The organism is Polaromonas sp. AET17H-212, assembly GCF_002379085.1.
Taxonomy (GTDB): domain Bacteria; phylum Pseudomonadota; class Gammaproteobacteria; order Burkholderiales; family Burkholderiaceae_C; genus Polaromonas.
This window is the reverse complement of record NZ_NBZW01000011.1, coordinates 115,672-130,693: the sequence shown is the minus strand read 5'-3', so window position 1 is coordinate 130,693 and position 15,022 is coordinate 115,672. Positions and strand designations below refer to the sequence as shown.

At 63.2% G+C, this 15,022-nt stretch carries 12 protein-coding genes; 8 read left to right on the top strand and 4 right to left on the bottom strand.

The genetic code is table 11. The features are described from left to right. Nucleotides 1-193 (top strand): hypothetical protein (locus tag B7G53_RS23015; protein ID WP_217992608.1); only part of this gene is annotated, 193 nt, incomplete at its 5' end. Here B7G53_RS23015 and B7G53_RS10990 read toward each other — a convergent pair. Genes B7G53_RS10990 through B7G53_RS10980 form a run of 3 tightly spaced genes read right to left on the bottom strand, consistent with a single transcriptional unit; the run spans nt 183 to nt 3,604 of the window. Next, complete coding sequence (locus B7G53_RS10990) at nt 183-1,103, bottom strand: MBL fold metallo-hydrolase (RefSeq protein WP_096667511.1); 921 nt, start codon at nt 1,101-1,103, stop codon at nt 183-185. The genes B7G53_RS23015 and B7G53_RS10990 overlap by 11 nt on opposite strands. 21 nt (nt 1,104-1,124) lie before the next feature. Continuing rightward, nucleotides 1,125-2,810 carry an AMP-binding protein gene (locus tag B7G53_RS10985; protein ID WP_096667527.1) on the bottom strand — a complete coding sequence of 562 codons (1,686 nt, stop codon included), beginning with the start codon at nt 2,808-2,810 and terminating at the stop codon, nt 1,125-1,127. Between the two features lie 59 nt (nt 2,811-2,869). Beyond that, the gene (locus tag B7G53_RS10980; RefSeq protein WP_096667509.1) at nt 2,870-3,604 is read right to left on the bottom strand and encodes an FFLEELY motif protein; all 735 of its coding nucleotides are present in this window, start codon (nt 3,602-3,604) and stop codon (nt 2,870-2,872) included. Between the two features lie 68 nt (nt 3,605-3,672). Between B7G53_RS10980 and B7G53_RS10975 the strand changes: the two genes are divergently transcribed. The 7 genes from B7G53_RS10975 (at nt 3,673) to B7G53_RS10945 (ending at nt 13,035) form a co-directional block, all read left to right on the top strand. Then, nucleotides 3,673-4,179: a hypothetical protein gene (locus B7G53_RS10975; RefSeq protein ID WP_096667507.1), complete on the top strand. Its 507-nt coding sequence runs from the start codon at nt 3,673-3,675 to the stop codon at nt 4,177-4,179. Nucleotides 4,180-4,195: 16 nt separating this feature from the next. Then, nucleotides 4,196-5,821, top strand: a complete 1,626-nt coding sequence (locus tag B7G53_RS10970; RefSeq protein WP_096667505.1) for a GMC family oxidoreductase — start codon at nt 4,196-4,198, stop codon at nt 5,819-5,821. A 25-nt stretch (nt 5,822-5,846) separates the two neighbouring features. Then, nucleotides 5,847-6,773, top strand: coding sequence for an esterase/lipase family protein (locus tag B7G53_RS10965; protein ID WP_096667503.1), 927 nt, complete (start codon nt 5,847-5,849; stop codon nt 6,771-6,773). Between the two features lie 76 nt (nt 6,774-6,849). Continuing rightward, complete coding sequence (locus B7G53_RS10960; protein ID WP_096667501.1) at nt 6,850-7,968, top strand: response regulator; 1,119 nt, start codon at nt 6,850-6,852, stop codon at nt 7,966-7,968. A gap of 9 nt (nt 7,969-7,977) precedes the next feature. Beyond that, complete coding sequence (locus B7G53_RS10955; protein ID WP_141396323.1) at nt 7,978-11,424, top strand: response regulator; 3,447 nt, start codon at nt 7,978-7,980, stop codon at nt 11,422-11,424. 230 nt (nt 11,425-11,654) lie between these two features. Beyond that, nucleotides 11,655-12,311, top strand: coding sequence for a helix-turn-helix transcriptional regulator (locus B7G53_RS10950; RefSeq protein WP_096667497.1), 657 nt, complete (start codon nt 11,655-11,657; stop codon nt 12,309-12,311). Between the two features lie 64 nt (nt 12,312-12,375). Then, nucleotides 12,376-13,035, top strand: coding sequence for a Crp/Fnr family transcriptional regulator (locus B7G53_RS10945; protein ID WP_096667495.1), 660 nt, complete (start codon nt 12,376-12,378; stop codon nt 13,033-13,035). A 16-nt stretch (nt 13,036-13,051) separates the two neighbouring features. Here B7G53_RS10945 and B7G53_RS10940 read toward each other — a convergent pair whose 3' ends face one another. Beyond that, nucleotides 13,052-15,022 (bottom strand): hypothetical protein, encoded by a 1,971-nt coding sequence (locus B7G53_RS10940; protein WP_096667493.1) that lies wholly within the window; start codon nt 15,020-15,022, stop codon nt 13,052-13,054.

The following is a 15,022-nucleotide window of genomic DNA, read 5'->3' as shown; positions in this document are numbered from 1 at the left end:
CGCCCAGAACCTGCGCCTTGAGTTCGGCGCTATGACGCCGGCGCACGATCTTCTTGGAGTCTTTCATGGTGTCCACCTAAATTCCTTGGTGGACACCATCCTTGCCGCTTATACGGCCGAATTCAAGAAGGGGGTGGCCGGACGCTTACCAGGCAGTAGCTCCGTCCGCCGTTCCGCCGGCGTCAGGCATTGAAGACCATCGCGCCCTCTTTCCGCGCAACAGCGGAACGCACCAGCTCATCGGTGAGTTGGGCGATCCAGTCCACCATGGGAATGGCGCGGAAAAATCTCGTGCGAATAAGCTGGAAATAGCGTGTGCTGGCGGCCCAATCCGAAAAATCAGCATAAGGCAGTTGCTGCTGCTCCAGCAGCTTGAACTTGAGCAAAACCTTGGCGGCATGGTGCGCGTGCCTGGCCGGATTTTTCACAAAAGCATCGAGCCGCTCACGCGATCGCGCCAGGATCTCTGGCCGATACCCGAACACCGGGCCATGGCCGGGGATGACCCAGTGGGGGGACAGCTGCTCGATCAGGTCGAGCGTGGCTCCGACCTCACTGAAAGCACTTTCACCTTCGAGCTCTGGAAAAACCACGCCAAATCCCTTTTCCCACAGCGCATCAGCCGATATCAAGGTGCGCGAAGAGGGCTCGAAAAGTACAACCGAGTGAGGATCATGTCCTGGCGCGGCATGAATTTGCCACATCAGGTCAGCCAGCCGGATTTCTGTGCCCGGCAAGAGGCAAGCGTCGTGCTTGAAGCGGGGGCAAAGTTGCCCAGTTGGCAGATAGGTCAGAGCCTCTGCATCCCACAGCGACACCAGTGCCGCCTGACCGGGCGGAATAAGGGTTTCCAGTTCGGGGTATGCCTGCTGGAGCGCCGCATTGCCGCCGCAGTGGTCGCTGTGCAAATGGGTGTTCAGCAACAAATCCAGTGAACGTGTGCCCAGTGCTGATTGCACCAGCTCGACGGTCTGCGCTGAATGTGTGCTGTAACCACTGTCCACAAGGGCGCAAGACGCATCCCCCACGAGCAGGATGTTGTTCGAGGACAGCCAGCCTCGTTCAAAAACCTGAACGTCCTTGGGCAACTTCATGTCAGGCATGATGCGACACGAAACGATTCATCAGGCCGCTGTCCGCAGTTCACGCCGGAGGATTTTTCCAACATTGGTTTTAGGCAGATCGTCACGAAACTCGATGTATTTGGGGCGTTTATAACCCGTGAGATTCTGCTTGCAGTACTCGGCAATCTGTTCTTCCGTGAGCGTAGGGTCGCTTTTGACGATGAAAATCTTGATGGCCTCGCCCTGCTTGTCGTCCGCGATACCAATGGCCGCACATTCAACGACACCCGGGCACAGGGAGACAACATTTTCGAGTTCATTGGGGAAGACGTTGAAGCCGGAAACAATGATCATGTCCTTCTTGCGGTCGACAATTTTCGTATAGCCCCGCGCATCCAGGATGCCGATGTCCCCGGTGCGCATGAATCCGTCGACGGTAAAGGCCTTCTCGTTCTCTGCTGGTTGCTGGTAGTAACCGGTCATCACCTGCGGGCCCTTGATGCAGATCTCGCCCGACTCCCCAACCGGCAGCGAACGACCTTCATCGTCCTTGATGGCAATCTCTATGCTTGGCAACGGCAGACCGATGGTGCCGCTGAACTCGGTATTGAGCACGGGGTTGTTGGTGCCGATCGCGCAAGTCTCGCTCATGCCCCAGCCTTCAATCATCGGGCACCCGGTGACTTGCAGCCAGTGTTTGGCCGTTCCCTCGGAGGCCGCCATGCCGCCCGCCTGGGACACGCAGAGGTGGGAAAAATCAACAGTCTTGATTTGCGGATGCTGCAGGAGTGCGTTGAACAGGGTGTTGACCGCCGGAAGCATGTGGAACGGGCGTTTTTTCAATACCTCGATGAACTTCCCGAAATCACGGGGGTTCGGGATCAGCGTCAGGTGGGAGCCCCAGCGGATCGCCAGCAGGCACAGCGTCAATGCGAAGATGTGATAGAGCGGCAATGCCGCGATGCCGTTGGTTTTGCTGACATCCCCAAGACGACGCAGCGCCGGCGTGAACCAGGCCTCGGCCTGCAGGATGGCGGCAACAATATTGCGGTGTGTCAGGACAGCGCCTTTGGACAAACCGGTGGTCCCGCCTGTGTACTGCAGGAATGCGACTGAATCCAGGGTGCTTTGCGCGGGTTGGAGGACCATCCCTGCGCCGTCGCTGATGGCCCGTTTGAAAGGCGTCACGGTGCGGCCGTTGCTCAGCGGCAGTTTGTAGGCCGGGACCATTTTTGCGAGGTGCCGGACGGCGAAGGTGATCCAGCGGCCATACCAGGGGCCGAGCAAATCTCCCATGGACGCAATCACGACATGTTTGATGGGCGTCTTGTCGATCACCTCTTCAAGCGTCCCCGCAAAATTCTCCAGGATCACGATGCTGGTGGCGCCCGAGTCCTTGAGCTGGTGCTCGAGTTCACGTGCGGTATAGAGCGGATTGACGTTCACGCAGGTGTAACCGGCGCGCAGAATGCCCGCCATGGTGACCGCGAACTGCGGAATATTCGGCAGCATGATGGCCACCCGCGCACCAGGCTCGAGTCCCAGGTGCTGCAACCAGGCGCCCAGTGCTGATGACAGGTCATCCAGTTCTCCATAGGTCATCCAGCGGTCCATGCAGACCGAAAAAGGCCGCGTGGCATTTTTCCTGAAGGAGTCCTCAAGCAGTTGGTTCAGCGAGCGGAACTGCTCGGGGTCGATGTCGTGCGGTACACCCTCGGGATAACTTTTGAGCCAGAACTTGTCCATGAAAAACTCCTTGTGCGCCATTGTGAAAGCACCGGCGCTCAACGCGTATGGGGCTTGTCCTAATGCGGCGCTGTACGGGCAAGAAGTTGAAGCAAAAAGGTCTCGCAGGCGACAGCGTCATCATTGAAGAGGGAGTCGATCAATGCCGACTCCCGTGTCTCCACCACCTTCAAAAATTCCGTGGCGCCTTGCATCTGGGCAAAAGATTCAAACCCGGCTTCAAGGAAATCCTGCAACGCGCTCAGGCCTGCGGCCGCCGCCGGTGTCCGCATCATCTTCAGCAGGCTGCGCAGGCCCCGCCTATGGGTGAGGTGATCAAGCTCCTGGCCCAGGTGCAGCACCAGCTGCAGCTGCCGACGCCGTGCCGCTATATCGTCGACCGCGCGCCAGCACCGAAGGTAGCGGCCGGCCAGGCCGCCTGCGCGGTCGAGCAGCCATTGCCGCGCCATCCGGTCATCCAGCGCCTCGGTCAGGGCATGCACTTCGGCCAGGGCTGCCGCTGTTTCGACGACCGCCTTGGGGAAAAGACGGGCGATGGTGTTTGCGATCCGGGAAAACTGCTGGTCCCGTTGCGCATAGTCCTTGTCGCCATACAACTCATTCAGGAAAAAATGCGCGGCTCGCTGATAGCGGTGGCTGTCGAGGAGGTCGGCGTAAGTCGCCGTGAAACGCAGCGCCTGGAAACGCTTGACCTCCAGGCTGGCGGCATGAAGGTCGGGATTGGCCAGGCGGCTTTGCCGCAACAGCGACACCGCCTGCATGGCTTCACGAATTCGGGCGGCGGCTGGGTCCATATAAACACCGAGTTTATCTAGGTGCGGCGCCCTATTGAAACCGCGGAAGTGCATGCGAAACTCCAACCATGCAAAGAAGGACCTTACTCAAGCTCGGTGTGGTCTCGGCCGTGGTGCTGGTTGTCGCCGGCGGCGCAGCGGCCCTGCTGTCACCGGGTTTGCATGAGGGGAGGCTCAGCCCAGCAGGTCGCGAGGTCTTCCGGGCCGTCGGCCGTGCCGTGCTCGATCAAAGCCTGCCGCGCGAGCATGGCCCGAGGCAGGACGCGCTGAACGGCTTGCTGAACCGCATGGATGAACTGACCGTCGCTTTACCACCCCACGCGCAGGCCGAACTCTCACAACTGCTGTCCCTGCTGGCGAGTGCACCGGGGCGCCGCGCGCTGGCCGGTCTGGACGATGCATGGTCATTGGCAACAGAGGCCCGGATCCAGCAGTCACTCCAGGAGATGCGGCTGTCCGGGTTGGTGCTGCGCCGGCAGGCCTATGCCGCATTGCATGACATCACCGCAGCAGCTTATTTTTCAGATGCGTCTACCTGGCCGCAGCTAGGCTATCCCGGTCCGGTCCGGATCTGAAGGCAGTGAATACCGCATGAGCCAAGTCAAAGACCCGATCCGCGAAGGTTTGACGCGTGGCTGGAAAGTTCTGGGCGGCGCCCTGGGCCCCGCACCGGAAAAAATGGTCTGCGATGTTGCCATCGTCGGCAGCGGCGCCGGTGCCGGCATCACCGCCGAGCTGCTTGCCAGGGCCGGTTTGCAGGTGGTGATGATTGAAGAAGGTCCGCTCAAAAGCAGCAGCGACTTCCGCCAGAAGGAGTCGGATGCCTATCCGCAGCTCTACCAGGAAAGTGCAGCGCGAAAGACGGAAGACAAGGCGATCAACATCCTGCAGGGCCGCTGTGTCGGCGGTTCCACCACCGTCAACTGGACCAGCTCCTTCAGAACGCCCGCGCCGACCCTGCAGTTCTGGCAGAACAGGTTTGGCCTGGCGGACTACAGCGTGGAGGCGCTGGCCCCTTATTTTGCCCAGGCCGAGCAGCGCCTGAACATCCTGCCGTGGCTCACCCCTCCCAACGAAAACAACGACTTGTTGCGCCGCGGGGCGGCCAGACTGGGTATCAAAGCAGCGGCGATTTCCCGCAACGTCAAGGGCTGCTGGAATCTGGGCTCCTGCGGCCTGGGCTGCCCGACCAATGCCAAGCAATCCATGCTGGTGACCACCATCCCGGCGGCGCTGGATCTGGGCGCGCAATTGCTGACCGAAATGCGCGTGGAAAGGTTTGAGCTGACCAACGGCAAGGTGACAGCGCTTTATTGCCGACCTGTGATGCAAAATGGTGCGCCAGCCCCCGCTACATCTGCGCAGGTGGCTACAAAAATAATAGCAAAACACTATGTGCTGGCGGGCGGGGCGATCAACTCACCGGCGGTGCTGCTGCGTTCCAATGCACCCGATCCGCACGGGCTGCTGGGAACGCGGACTTTCCTGCATCCGGTGGTGATGAGCTCGGGGGTGTTTGCGCAGAAAGTCGAAGCCTGGAGCGGCGCCCCGCAGACCATTTACACCGATCACTTCCTCGACACCCAGGCCATCGACGGGCCGATGGGCTACAAGCTGGAGGCGCCGCCGCTGCACCCCATTATTTTTGCATCGACGGTGCCGGGTTTTGGCCAGAGCCAGCAGGCACTGCTGGAGAGCTTTCCGCACAACCACACCCTGCTGGCCCTGATGCGTGATGGCTTTCACGACCAGTCACGTGGCGGCAAAGTGAAATTGCGCGGGGACGGCTCGGCCGTGCTGGACTATCCGCTGACCGACTACGTGATGGACGGCGCCCGCCGCGCCTTGCTGTCGATGATGGAAATCCAGTTTGCCGCGGGTGCACGCCAAGTGTTGCCGCTGCATGAAATGGCCCGACCCTACACCAGCTGGGGCGAGGCGCGCGATGCCGTCAACGCCCTGCCCATGAAACCGCTGCTCACCAAGGTCGTGAGCGCGCACGTGATGGGGGGCTGCGGCCTGGGCGGCGAGGAAAAGCGGGGCGTGACGCGGCCCGATGGCGTGCACTGGCAGCTTGACAACCTGTCGATTCACGATGGCTCGATTTTCCCCACCAGCATCGGGGCCAACCCCCAGTTGTCGATTTACGGCAGCGTGAACCGGCTGGCGCAGGGACTGGTCAAAACGCTCACCGGGCGCGACGTCGTCCTGGCCTGAGCCCAACCGGCGCAGGCTCCACTCCATGCTGGCACGCCTTCAGCAACTGATCACGGTGTCGCTGCTTGTTGCCGCAGTGGGTTGGCTGGTTTTTTTCTGGAATGACTCTGCGCTGCTTGCCTTGGCCGGCTTCGGGGTCCTGGTGCTGGGCTACTCGGGGTTTCTGGCCCTGGAGTTTGTGGCGCTGCGATTCATCAATCGGGGCGACCCCGCGCCGCGTCCGACGTGGCAAGAACTCGCTGGTGCCTGGCTCGGAGAGACGCTCGTCGCGCCCCGGGTTTTTTGCTGGCGCCAACCTTTTCGCTCCCTGGCGGTTCCCGATCAGTTGTCGGGAGACACGGTCGAAAAAGGCCGGCGCGGGGTGGTGTTCATCCACGGATTTTTCTGCAACCGGGGCTTCTGGACGCCCTGGCTGATGCGGCTTCAGGGCACGGGACATGCGTTTGTCGCCCTCAACCTGGAGCCGCCCTTTGCCTCCATTGACGACTACGCGCCGCTGATCGACGAGGCGGTTCAGCGCGTGACCGCGGCCACCGGCTTGCCGCCGCTGCTCGTGTGCCACAGCATGGGGGGACTGGCCGCCCGTGCCTGGCTCAGGACCATGAAGGCCGAGGCGCGGGTCAGCCATGTGGTGACCATCGGGACGCCGCATCGGGGGACCTGGCTGGCCCGTTTCAGCCTCGTCACCAACGGCCGCCAGATGCAACTGTCCGGGCAATGGCACCGGGCGCTGGACCTGAACATGCCGTCCCACCGCCACGCCCTGTTCACCTGCTGGTATTCCAACTGCGACAACATCGTGTTTCCAAGCTCCACCGCGACGCTTCCCGGTGCAGACAACCGGTTGGTGCATGGAGCCGCTCACGTGCAACTGGCATTTTTGCCGCAGGTGATGGATGCAAGCCTTGCGCTGATCGAGGTCGATCCGTGTAACAGTGCGCCGACGCCTTAGCCAAAACCTTTTGTTTGGTAACAAATTGTGTAAGCTAGGGGGCTGGTCGCGCTTCGGTTAATGCCTGGGATAAAAAATGCCTCTGATAGTGGTCATGGAAGACGATGCCGCCACGCGGACACTGGTGGCATCGGTGCTTCGGAAAGACGGGTACGACGTGTTGTCGGCCGACAACGGCCTATCCGGGCTCGAACTGGTGCGCCAGAACAAGCCGGATCTGGTCATCAGCGATGTACAGATGCCGGTGATGGACGGGTTTGCGATGCTGCAGGCCCTGCGTGCCGATCCGGCCATCCTGGCCACGCCTGTAGTCCTGCTGACCTCGCTGCAGGAGCGGGCCCATATGCGCATCGGCATGACCAGTGGCGCCGACGACTACATCACCAAACCCTTCCGCCCCGGCGAGTTGCGCGAGGCTGCCGCGGCCCAGCTGAACAAGCGGCACATGCAGGCGGCCGTACAAGTCATGACCGTGGAGGCTGCGGTGCAGGCCGCCCTGGAGGAGCAGAAGCAGCACCTGGGCCGCCTGTATGAAAAAAAGCTGGCCGCCGAACTGAGCGACAAATGGCCTGCGGCGGATGCTTCTGGGCAGGACGAGAAGTTTTCGAATGCAACTGTCCTGTTCGTCGACGTGCTCAACTACGCGGGGCTGGCTGAAAAACTTTCCAGCACGGAGCTGAGCGATGTGGTGCGCCAGTTCTACAACAATGCCGGCGATACCGTGCACCTGTTTGGCGCCCGCCACATGCAGTTTGTTGGCGAGGGCCTGATGGTCGTTTTCGTCGACAGCACGGACACGACCTCGGTCAACCATGGGTTGCGTGCCGCCCGGGCCGCCCTGGGCCTGATCGACTCGGCCAAACGGGTGCAGCAGTTTCTCAATTCCCATTTCCCCGGGCAAAGGCTGCCGCGTTTTGATGTCAGCGTGGCCTTGAACAGCGGCCCGGTGGCGCTGGCCAGACTTGCAGATCCCCTGCATGGCAGTGTGCAGATACTGCCGGTGGGCGACACGGTGAGCGCGACCCTGCTCCTGCAAAAGCAGGCCCACAAGGCGGGATGGCGAATTGCAGCCAGTGTGGCCATGTTGCGCGGCGTCACGGGCGCGGTGAACACCGGTGGACGGGCGCTGGTGTCCCTGCCCGGCCGCACCGCCGCCATCGATGCCGCCGAGTTGCTGGGCCTGGCGCTCGCCTGACAAGTGGGTGTGTCGGGAGCCCTCCGCGCCAAGCCAGGGAAAACATTTTCCCTGCGCCGGGTCCTGGTGGCCAGCTTGCTGGTGTTTTCGCTCGTGCCGGCGGGGCTGGTGGCCTGGCTCATGGCGCGCAGCAGTGACCAGGCGGTGCAGGAACTGGCCGGGGGCATTCTGTTCGACGTGGCGGCCAGGGTGCAGTCGGGAACGGAAGCCCATTTGGGGCAGGCGCACACCATACTGAACGGCCTGTTTCCCGAGCGCCTGAACCCAACCCAGACCGAGCAGGCCCGAGACTGGCTGCGCCAGAGCGCGGCCTTTGAGCCCATGGCGTTCGCGCTGGGCCGGCAGTCAGCGGATGTGCCCCACCTGTATTACGGCAACAGCCGGGGCGAGTATTTTTCGGTGGAAAACGCAAGCGGCGGCACGACGGTGCAGTTCCGCAGCCCCGCCGACACCGGTCTTCAGGCATTCGCGGCGCGTCGGCCCGGCGACCGCAGCCGTCCCCTGGCGGTCGCGCAACCCTACTTCGAGCCTCGCACCCGGGGCTGGTACCAGGGGGCGCTGGTCGCCAAGGGCCGCGTGTTCTCCCCAATTCAGACGGTTCCCGGTAAACCGCAGCTGTTCGTGACACTGTCCCAGCCGGTGTACGACGCAGACGGCGGCGCCGCGGGCGTGTTTGGTGTGGACCTGTATCTGCAGCGGTTGGCCGACCTGCTGCAAACGCAGCGCATCAGCGCACGCGGTGCTGCTTTCGTGGTGGACGAGCAGGGGTGGCTGGTCGCCGGGTCGGCCGGGGACCCCTTGTTCGACGATGCGCCGGGGCAGTCGGCACGCCGAAGCCCCCAGCACAGCGCGAACCCGGTGATTCGCGAAAGTTTTGCAGCGCTGCAGCGCGAGCAGGCCCGCAAGCGCGAGGATTCGGTGGCCGTCAACACGGCGTTGCAGCGGTTGCCCCTGCAGGATGGCACCCTGCTGATGGTGCAGCGCCCCTTCGGCGAATCAGCGGGCTTGCGCTGGACCCTGGTGGTGGCCGCCCCCGAGAGTGATTTCACCGCCGAGATCTCCCGCGCCTGGAAGGTGTCCCTGGCCCTCATTGGCGTGCTGGTCCTGCTCGGGGCGGCAGCGGCGCTTTATGTCGCCAACCGCATCGGGCGCCGGCTCAAGCGCCTGAGCGTGGCGGCGCAAAAGCTCGGGCGGGGTGAAGTGCCGCGCATTGACAGCGGCACGCATCTGCGGGAGGTCATGGAGCTTTCGCGGGTCATGCACTCCAGCGCCGAGCAACTGCGGCATTACCGTGCCGAGGTGCAGGCCAAAGCCCGGGTGATTGAAGAGGCCAACGAGCGGCTGGAGGAGCGGGTGGCGCAGCGCACGGTCGAACTGCTCGCCTCGCGGGAAGAGGCCTTGCAGGCGGCCCGGGCCAAAGCCGCCTTTCTGGCGACCATGAGCCACGAGATCCGCACCCCCCTGAACGGCGTGGTGGGCATGAGCACCCTGCTCGCCGAGACCGCGCTGGACGACGAGCAAAGCGACTACCTGCAGACCATCCGCCTGTCGAGCGACCAGTTGCTGGCCGTCATCAACGACATCCTGGATTTCTCGAAAATCGAGTCGGGCAAGCTGGATCTGGAATCTGAACCCCTGAGCCTGCGCAGTGCCATTGAGGAGGCCTGCGACATTGCCGCTCCCCGCGCCCGGGAAAAAAACCTGGAGCTGATCGTGGACCTGCCGGAAGTTGCGGGCAACGGCTCGCCGGCAGTGCCGGCAGCGATTTCCGGGGACGTGACGCGTATCCGCCAGGTGCTAATCAACCTGATCAACAATGCCGTCAAATTCACGGAAAAAGGCGAAGTGACCGTGAGTGCGCGTTCCTTGCCCAACCCCGCTGACCCGGCCCGGGTGCGCGTCGAATTCCGCGTGTCCGATTCCGGCATCGGCATTCCGTCCGACCGCGTGGGCTCGCTGTTCCAGGCCTTCACCCAGGTAGACGCTTCCACCACGCGCAAGTACGGCGGCACTGGCTTGGGGCTGGCGATCTGCAAGCGGCTGGTCGAACTCATGGACGGCGACATCGGTGTGGACAGCGTGCCGGGAAAGGGCTCCACCTTCTGGTTCACGGTCCAGGCGCCGCCGGCCGAACTGCCGCCCGCGGCGGCGGCTGTCGATGCGGCCGCCCTGCATGGCAAGCGCGCGCTGGTGGTGGACGACCACATCACCAATGTCCGGGTCCTGACGCGACAGCTCCAACTGTGGGGCATGCAGGTCCGTACCGCTGAGTCCGGCGCCCAGGCCTTGCAGGCGTTGGCGCAGGCGCAAGGCGGGGGCGCGCTGCCAGACATCATCATCACCGACATGCACATGCCTGAAATGGATGGCGTGGCGCTTTCACGCGTCGTCAAGGCCACGGCGCCGCTGGCCGGGATACCGCTGGTGCTGCTGACGTCCGGGTTCATGCCGCCAGGCCATGAGGCCGCCCGGCTGTTCGAGGCGCGGCTGCTCAAGCCCGCCCGGCAGCGGCAATTGTTCGACGCGCTGGCACGCTGCCTGTCGGTACCGGGCAGCCGCAGCCTTTCATCGGAATCACCCCCCACCGAAGGCACGCCTGCTGCGAAAAACCTGACCTTGCTGGTGGTGGACGACAACGCTGTCAATCTCAAGGTAGCCTGCGCCATGCTGGCCAGGCTGGGCTACCACACGGCCACCGCGCTGGACGGGCGCGAGGCGGTGCAGGCCGTGGCCCGCGCCCACGGTGCGGGCTCGCGCTTTGGTGCGGTGCTGATGGACGTCAACATGCCGCGCATGAACGGCTTTCAGGCCACCCAGCAAATTCAGGCCATGATGGGCAGGAAGGCGCCCCCCATCATTGCGCTGACTGCGGCCGCCTCCCCGGAAGACCGCGCCCGTTGCATGGCGGCGGGCATGGACGACTACCTGACCAAACCGCTGCATGTTGCCGCGTTGGCCCAGGCGCTGGAGCGCTGGCTGCCCATGATGGCGGCGGCAGCGGGAGGCTCTGGCGGCTTTGCAACGGCTCCCCCGGGGCGTGGCCAGGCGGTCACCGGCGGGCCGCGGGCCGTGGTGCCGACGTCCAAAAGCGGCCTCCTGCCTGCAGTTGAACCTGTGCTGATGGATCTGGAGCGGCTGGCCCAGTTCAAGGAGTTCGACGATGACGCGCTGACCATGACGCGTGAGGTGATCGGTCTGTTTGTCGCCGATGCCTCGCAGCGCCTGAGCGCCATCGAGGAGAGCATCCGTGCCGGCGATGCTGCCGGCCTGGCGTGGGCAACCCATGCCCTCATAGGCGCGACCGGCAATGTCGGTGCCGTCGCCATGCAGGCCGTGTGCAGTGAGCTGGAACTGGTGGCAAAAACCGGTGAGGTCCCGGCCGACGCCCTCCCGCAGTTTGAGAGGCTGCAGACCTACTGGGCCAAAACCAGTGCCATCCTTGACACCTGGGTCTGAGTCTGCACCGTCTTTTTCATAAAAAGTTTGTACCGACTTCTATCGCAGTCCCCGAATTCGAAAGGCGCAGGGTACCGGGACGTCATCCGGGCCGGTCAGCTGCGGCCTGCGAATCATCTGGCGCCCACTTCAGGTTGTGACTTTGTGCGCAGAAACGAGGGCCCATATTCACTACCCAGAATCGGGCAGGCTCCATACGCTTAACACCCTGTAACAACCAGGCCCTGAAGATGAACAACCTGTTGACCGCTGGATTCCTGGATGCTTCCCTGTCCGTGGACGCGAACCGTCCGGACTCGGGTCCGGATGTGCTGTCGCTGCTGGTTGACGTGCTGGGCCACGGCGTCATTGTGGTGGGGGAGCACGGCCGGATCATCCACGCCAACAGGGTGGCGCGCACGGAACTGAGTCGCCATCGCGTGCTCGACAGGCTGGATGGGGAGATTCATGCCGTGACGTCGGCAGACGGCCGAACGCTTCAACAGGCCTTGAGCATGGCGGTGGCCGGCAAACGCAGCCTGATCAATGTGACTGGCGGTGGGCTGACCCTGACGCTGGCCGTCGTGCCCCTCAAGCCCGACGCCGAGGCCTGGGATGTCCGCATTGCTTTGTTTTTTGCGCGAGCCGAAGTCTGCGAATCCGGCATGTTTGGCTTCTTTGCGCGCAGTTACGGGCTGACCCAGACGGAAGAGCAGGTGTTGGCCATTTTGTGCCGGGGCTTGAGCACGCCCGAAATTGCCGTCCAGCTGAAGGTTGCTGTGTCCACGGTACGCAGCCATGTGCGCAGCCTTTGTGCAAAAACCGGCTCCAGTGGCGTACGTGAACTGGTGAACCGTGTCGCCGTTTTGCCACCGGTGGCACCTGTGCACCTGGCCCAAATTCACTGAAAAGGGCTTGTCGCCCCGACGCGGCCCACACCGGCGCCCGCCGCGTGCTAGATTACGGCTCACCATGAGCACGTCACTCCCTTCCAACGAAGACCTTTACACGCCACTGGTTCCCGAGTTGCAATCCCTGGCGCGCCGCGGCGTGTTGCGGACCTACCGAAAAAATGCGGTGTTGATCAACGAGGGGGAGTCCGGCGACAGCCTGTTCGTCCTGCTCAAGGGCAGTGTCAAGGTGTTCGCCATGGACGAAGGCGGACGCGAAATCACTTACGGGACGATCAATGCGGGCGACTATTTTGGTGAGATGTCGCTCGATGGTGGGCCCCGCTCTGCCTCGGTGATGACGCTGGAGCCCTGCACTTGCGCGGTGCTGAGCCGGACCGATGTCAGCGAACACCTGGTGGAACAACCTGAATTCGCCATCAATCTTGTGGTTCAGGTGATACGCCGGGCCCGTTCTGCCACAGAGACAGCGCGAAACATGGCGCTGCTCGATGTCTATGGGCGGCTGGTCGCCCTGCTTGAAGAGCGTCGGGAAGACGCCGGCGAGGCACCCGGCGGCAGCGCCACGCTGGAGTCCATCACCCATCAGGACATCGCCAATCGCGTGGGCGCCTCGCGCGAGATGGTCAGCCGGCTGCTCAAAGACCTCGAAAAAGGCGGCTACATCGAACTGGGCATCCGGCGCATCACCTTGCTCAAGAAGCTGCCCAGTCGCTGGTAAGCAGCGGCAGCAATGCTCACATTGCGTTGAACACTTTGCGAGTGATTTGGGGCGCAGCGTCGCTGGTGCCGACCAACCGCGCTATCCCGCCACTTCGCGTACCGGCGGCCTTGAGTCCAAGAAGCACCGGATTCTCGTCGCTGTACGCCTGAGTCGCTGGCATCTTCACAACGCCCGGGCGCTCCGGTCGGCTGGCGTCCGGGTCGGGGTTGCGTGGAGAATACTTCGCCCACATCGGACCCGCCACGCGAGTCCCGCCCACGGACACCGTTTTGGCGCCGGTCGCAATGCTGTTGAAGCTGCCGCTGCGCCGGATCAGGCTTGGGTTGTCGGGATGGTCAACGAAGGCGTCCGGGTTGCCGCTGGTGTCATACCACGCGTCCTCGAAGTGCGACTGGCGCGCGCCGCCCCGGGTGCCGATGACCACGTCGTCCCGCTCCACATAAGCGTCTACGGTGACCGCCTTCTTGCCGGTATTGGTCAGCGTGATCTGCCACACCCCGTTCGGTGCGGTAGCCGTCTTGTCGTCAAAACTGAACGTGGGCGCGACCGCGAGCAGGGCGCAGGTGCCGCGCTGGCCGGTGGCAACAGTCTTCGGGTAAATCAGCGCGCACAGCGGCTGCTTGCCGCCGCCCGTCCACATCCTCGACTCGCCAAACTTCAGCGGCGGCAAGGCCGCGCGCCCCGGTGGGGTGATGGCGATCTCCAGGCCGTCGCGGTCTTCCTCGACCCAGATTTCCACAAAACTTTGGGTCGAATCGTCGGGTAGCGCCCGCCAATGAAGCACAACTTGCTCATTTTTTAGTAGCGTCGCATTGGCGTGCGTGCGCAGCTGGTAGCTGTTGCCGGCAGCCAGCGCGATCTGCAGGCGCCCTTGCAGCAAGCCAATCAGCTCATCCATCGCAGCTTCCAGCAGCGATGTTCCATCATGCGGGCCGGCCAGCGTGCCGAAGCTGATGTTGGCCGTCACCTTGGCGTCGGCGGCGCAGCGAGACAGCACGTACATCAACCCGTCGAGCACATGCACGTTCATGGAACCACCAGACGTATCTCTCACCGTGTCGTAGTCCAGTTGTACGGCAATCAAGGCCGCACGGCTGGCGTCGTCATCGGCCAGCGCCCAACTGGGTGGTGCGTCGAAAGTGGGTGGCACATTGGCCATCTGGGCCAGCAGTGTGCACGGGCCGGCCGCCAGGTCCATGACATGGGTGCCATGGCTGACTGACGTATCCAGCGCGTGAAAGAAGTGCTCGCGCCTGGGCATCTTCCTGCCCAGGGTAGACAGCCCCAGCGCAACGTAGACCGCGCTTTCGTCCACCAGGCCGTTATAGGTGTTGGCCTGCATGGCGGCATTGATGTCGGCAGCGGTTAACTCGTGGCCATAACCCATGCTTTCGGGCGTACGTCCCTTGCCCTGGGCGTCCTGCCGCCAGAAGTAGCGGGTGCGCGCCTTGCCCTGATGAAGAAAACTGGCATGAGCCAGCGCCAGGCTGTCGTCGATCAGCGCCAGGACCTTGCCGGACAGCAGGCCTTCGGCTTGGGTCTCGGCCTGCCAGGCTGGGCCGCTCGAATGCACGGGCGGTTTTGCCGGTGGACTCACCGCCGAGTCGTCGGCATACTCCGCCGCCGGCAGACCCAGTTCAAGCCGCAGCACCAGCGCATGCAAACTGCCTCCTGGCTGGAAGTGTTTGAAAAAGGCCGGCCTGACCCTTGCGGTACAAAACCGCAAGCCAGTAGGCGCCGCGCGGCTGGTGTAGACGGGCGGCACGTGCAGCCACTTGGACGACGCGGCGGCAATGAACTGCTGCACCGTCGTGTCCGGCTTGAGTTCGATGGCAACCGGCAACCATTTTGGCCGCTTGTCGCCATAGCCGGAAAAGCTGTCAGCCTCGGCCCATACCAGGTAGGGGTCAAATCCGGTGGTGGCATTGGGCTTGGCCCAATCGATGCCCGTGAACTCGCCCTTGGGTAGTTTGGTCCAGCTCAT

Bases quoted from the DNA above. Each gene is read 5' to 3' on its own strand.
- B7G53_RS10990 (WP_096667511.1), bottom strand. From the start codon at position 1,103: ATGCCTGACATGAAGTTGCCCAAGGACGTTCAGGTTTTTGAACGAGGC.
- B7G53_RS10985 (WP_096667527.1), bottom strand. From the start codon at position 2,810: ATGGACAAGTTCTGGCTCAAAAGTTATCCCGAGGGTGTACCGCACGAC.
- B7G53_RS10980 (WP_096667509.1), bottom strand. From the start codon at position 3,604: ATGGACCCAGCCGCCGCCCGAATTCGTGAAGCCATGCAGGCGGTGTCG.
- B7G53_RS10975 (WP_096667507.1), top strand. From the start codon at position 3,673: ATGCAAAGAAGGACCTTACTCAAGCTCGGTGTGGTCTCGGCCGTGGTG.
- B7G53_RS10970 (WP_096667505.1), top strand. From the start codon at position 4,196: ATGAGCCAAGTCAAAGACCCGATCCGCGAAGGTTTGACGCGTGGCTGG.
- B7G53_RS10965 (WP_096667503.1), top strand. From the start codon at position 5,847: ATGCTGGCACGCCTTCAGCAACTGATCACGGTGTCGCTGCTTGTTGCC.
- B7G53_RS10960 (WP_096667501.1), top strand. From the start codon at position 6,850: ATGCCTCTGATAGTGGTCATGGAAGACGATGCCGCCACGCGGACACTG.
- B7G53_RS10950 (WP_096667497.1), top strand. From the start codon at position 11,655: ATGAACAACCTGTTGACCGCTGGATTCCTGGATGCTTCCCTGTCCGTG.
- B7G53_RS10945 (WP_096667495.1), top strand. From the start codon at position 12,376: ATGAGCACGTCACTCCCTTCCAACGAAGACCTTTACACGCCACTGGTT.
- B7G53_RS10940 (WP_096667493.1), bottom strand. From the start codon at position 15,022: ATGAGCTGGACCAAACTACCCAAGGGCGAGTTCACGGGCATCGATTGG.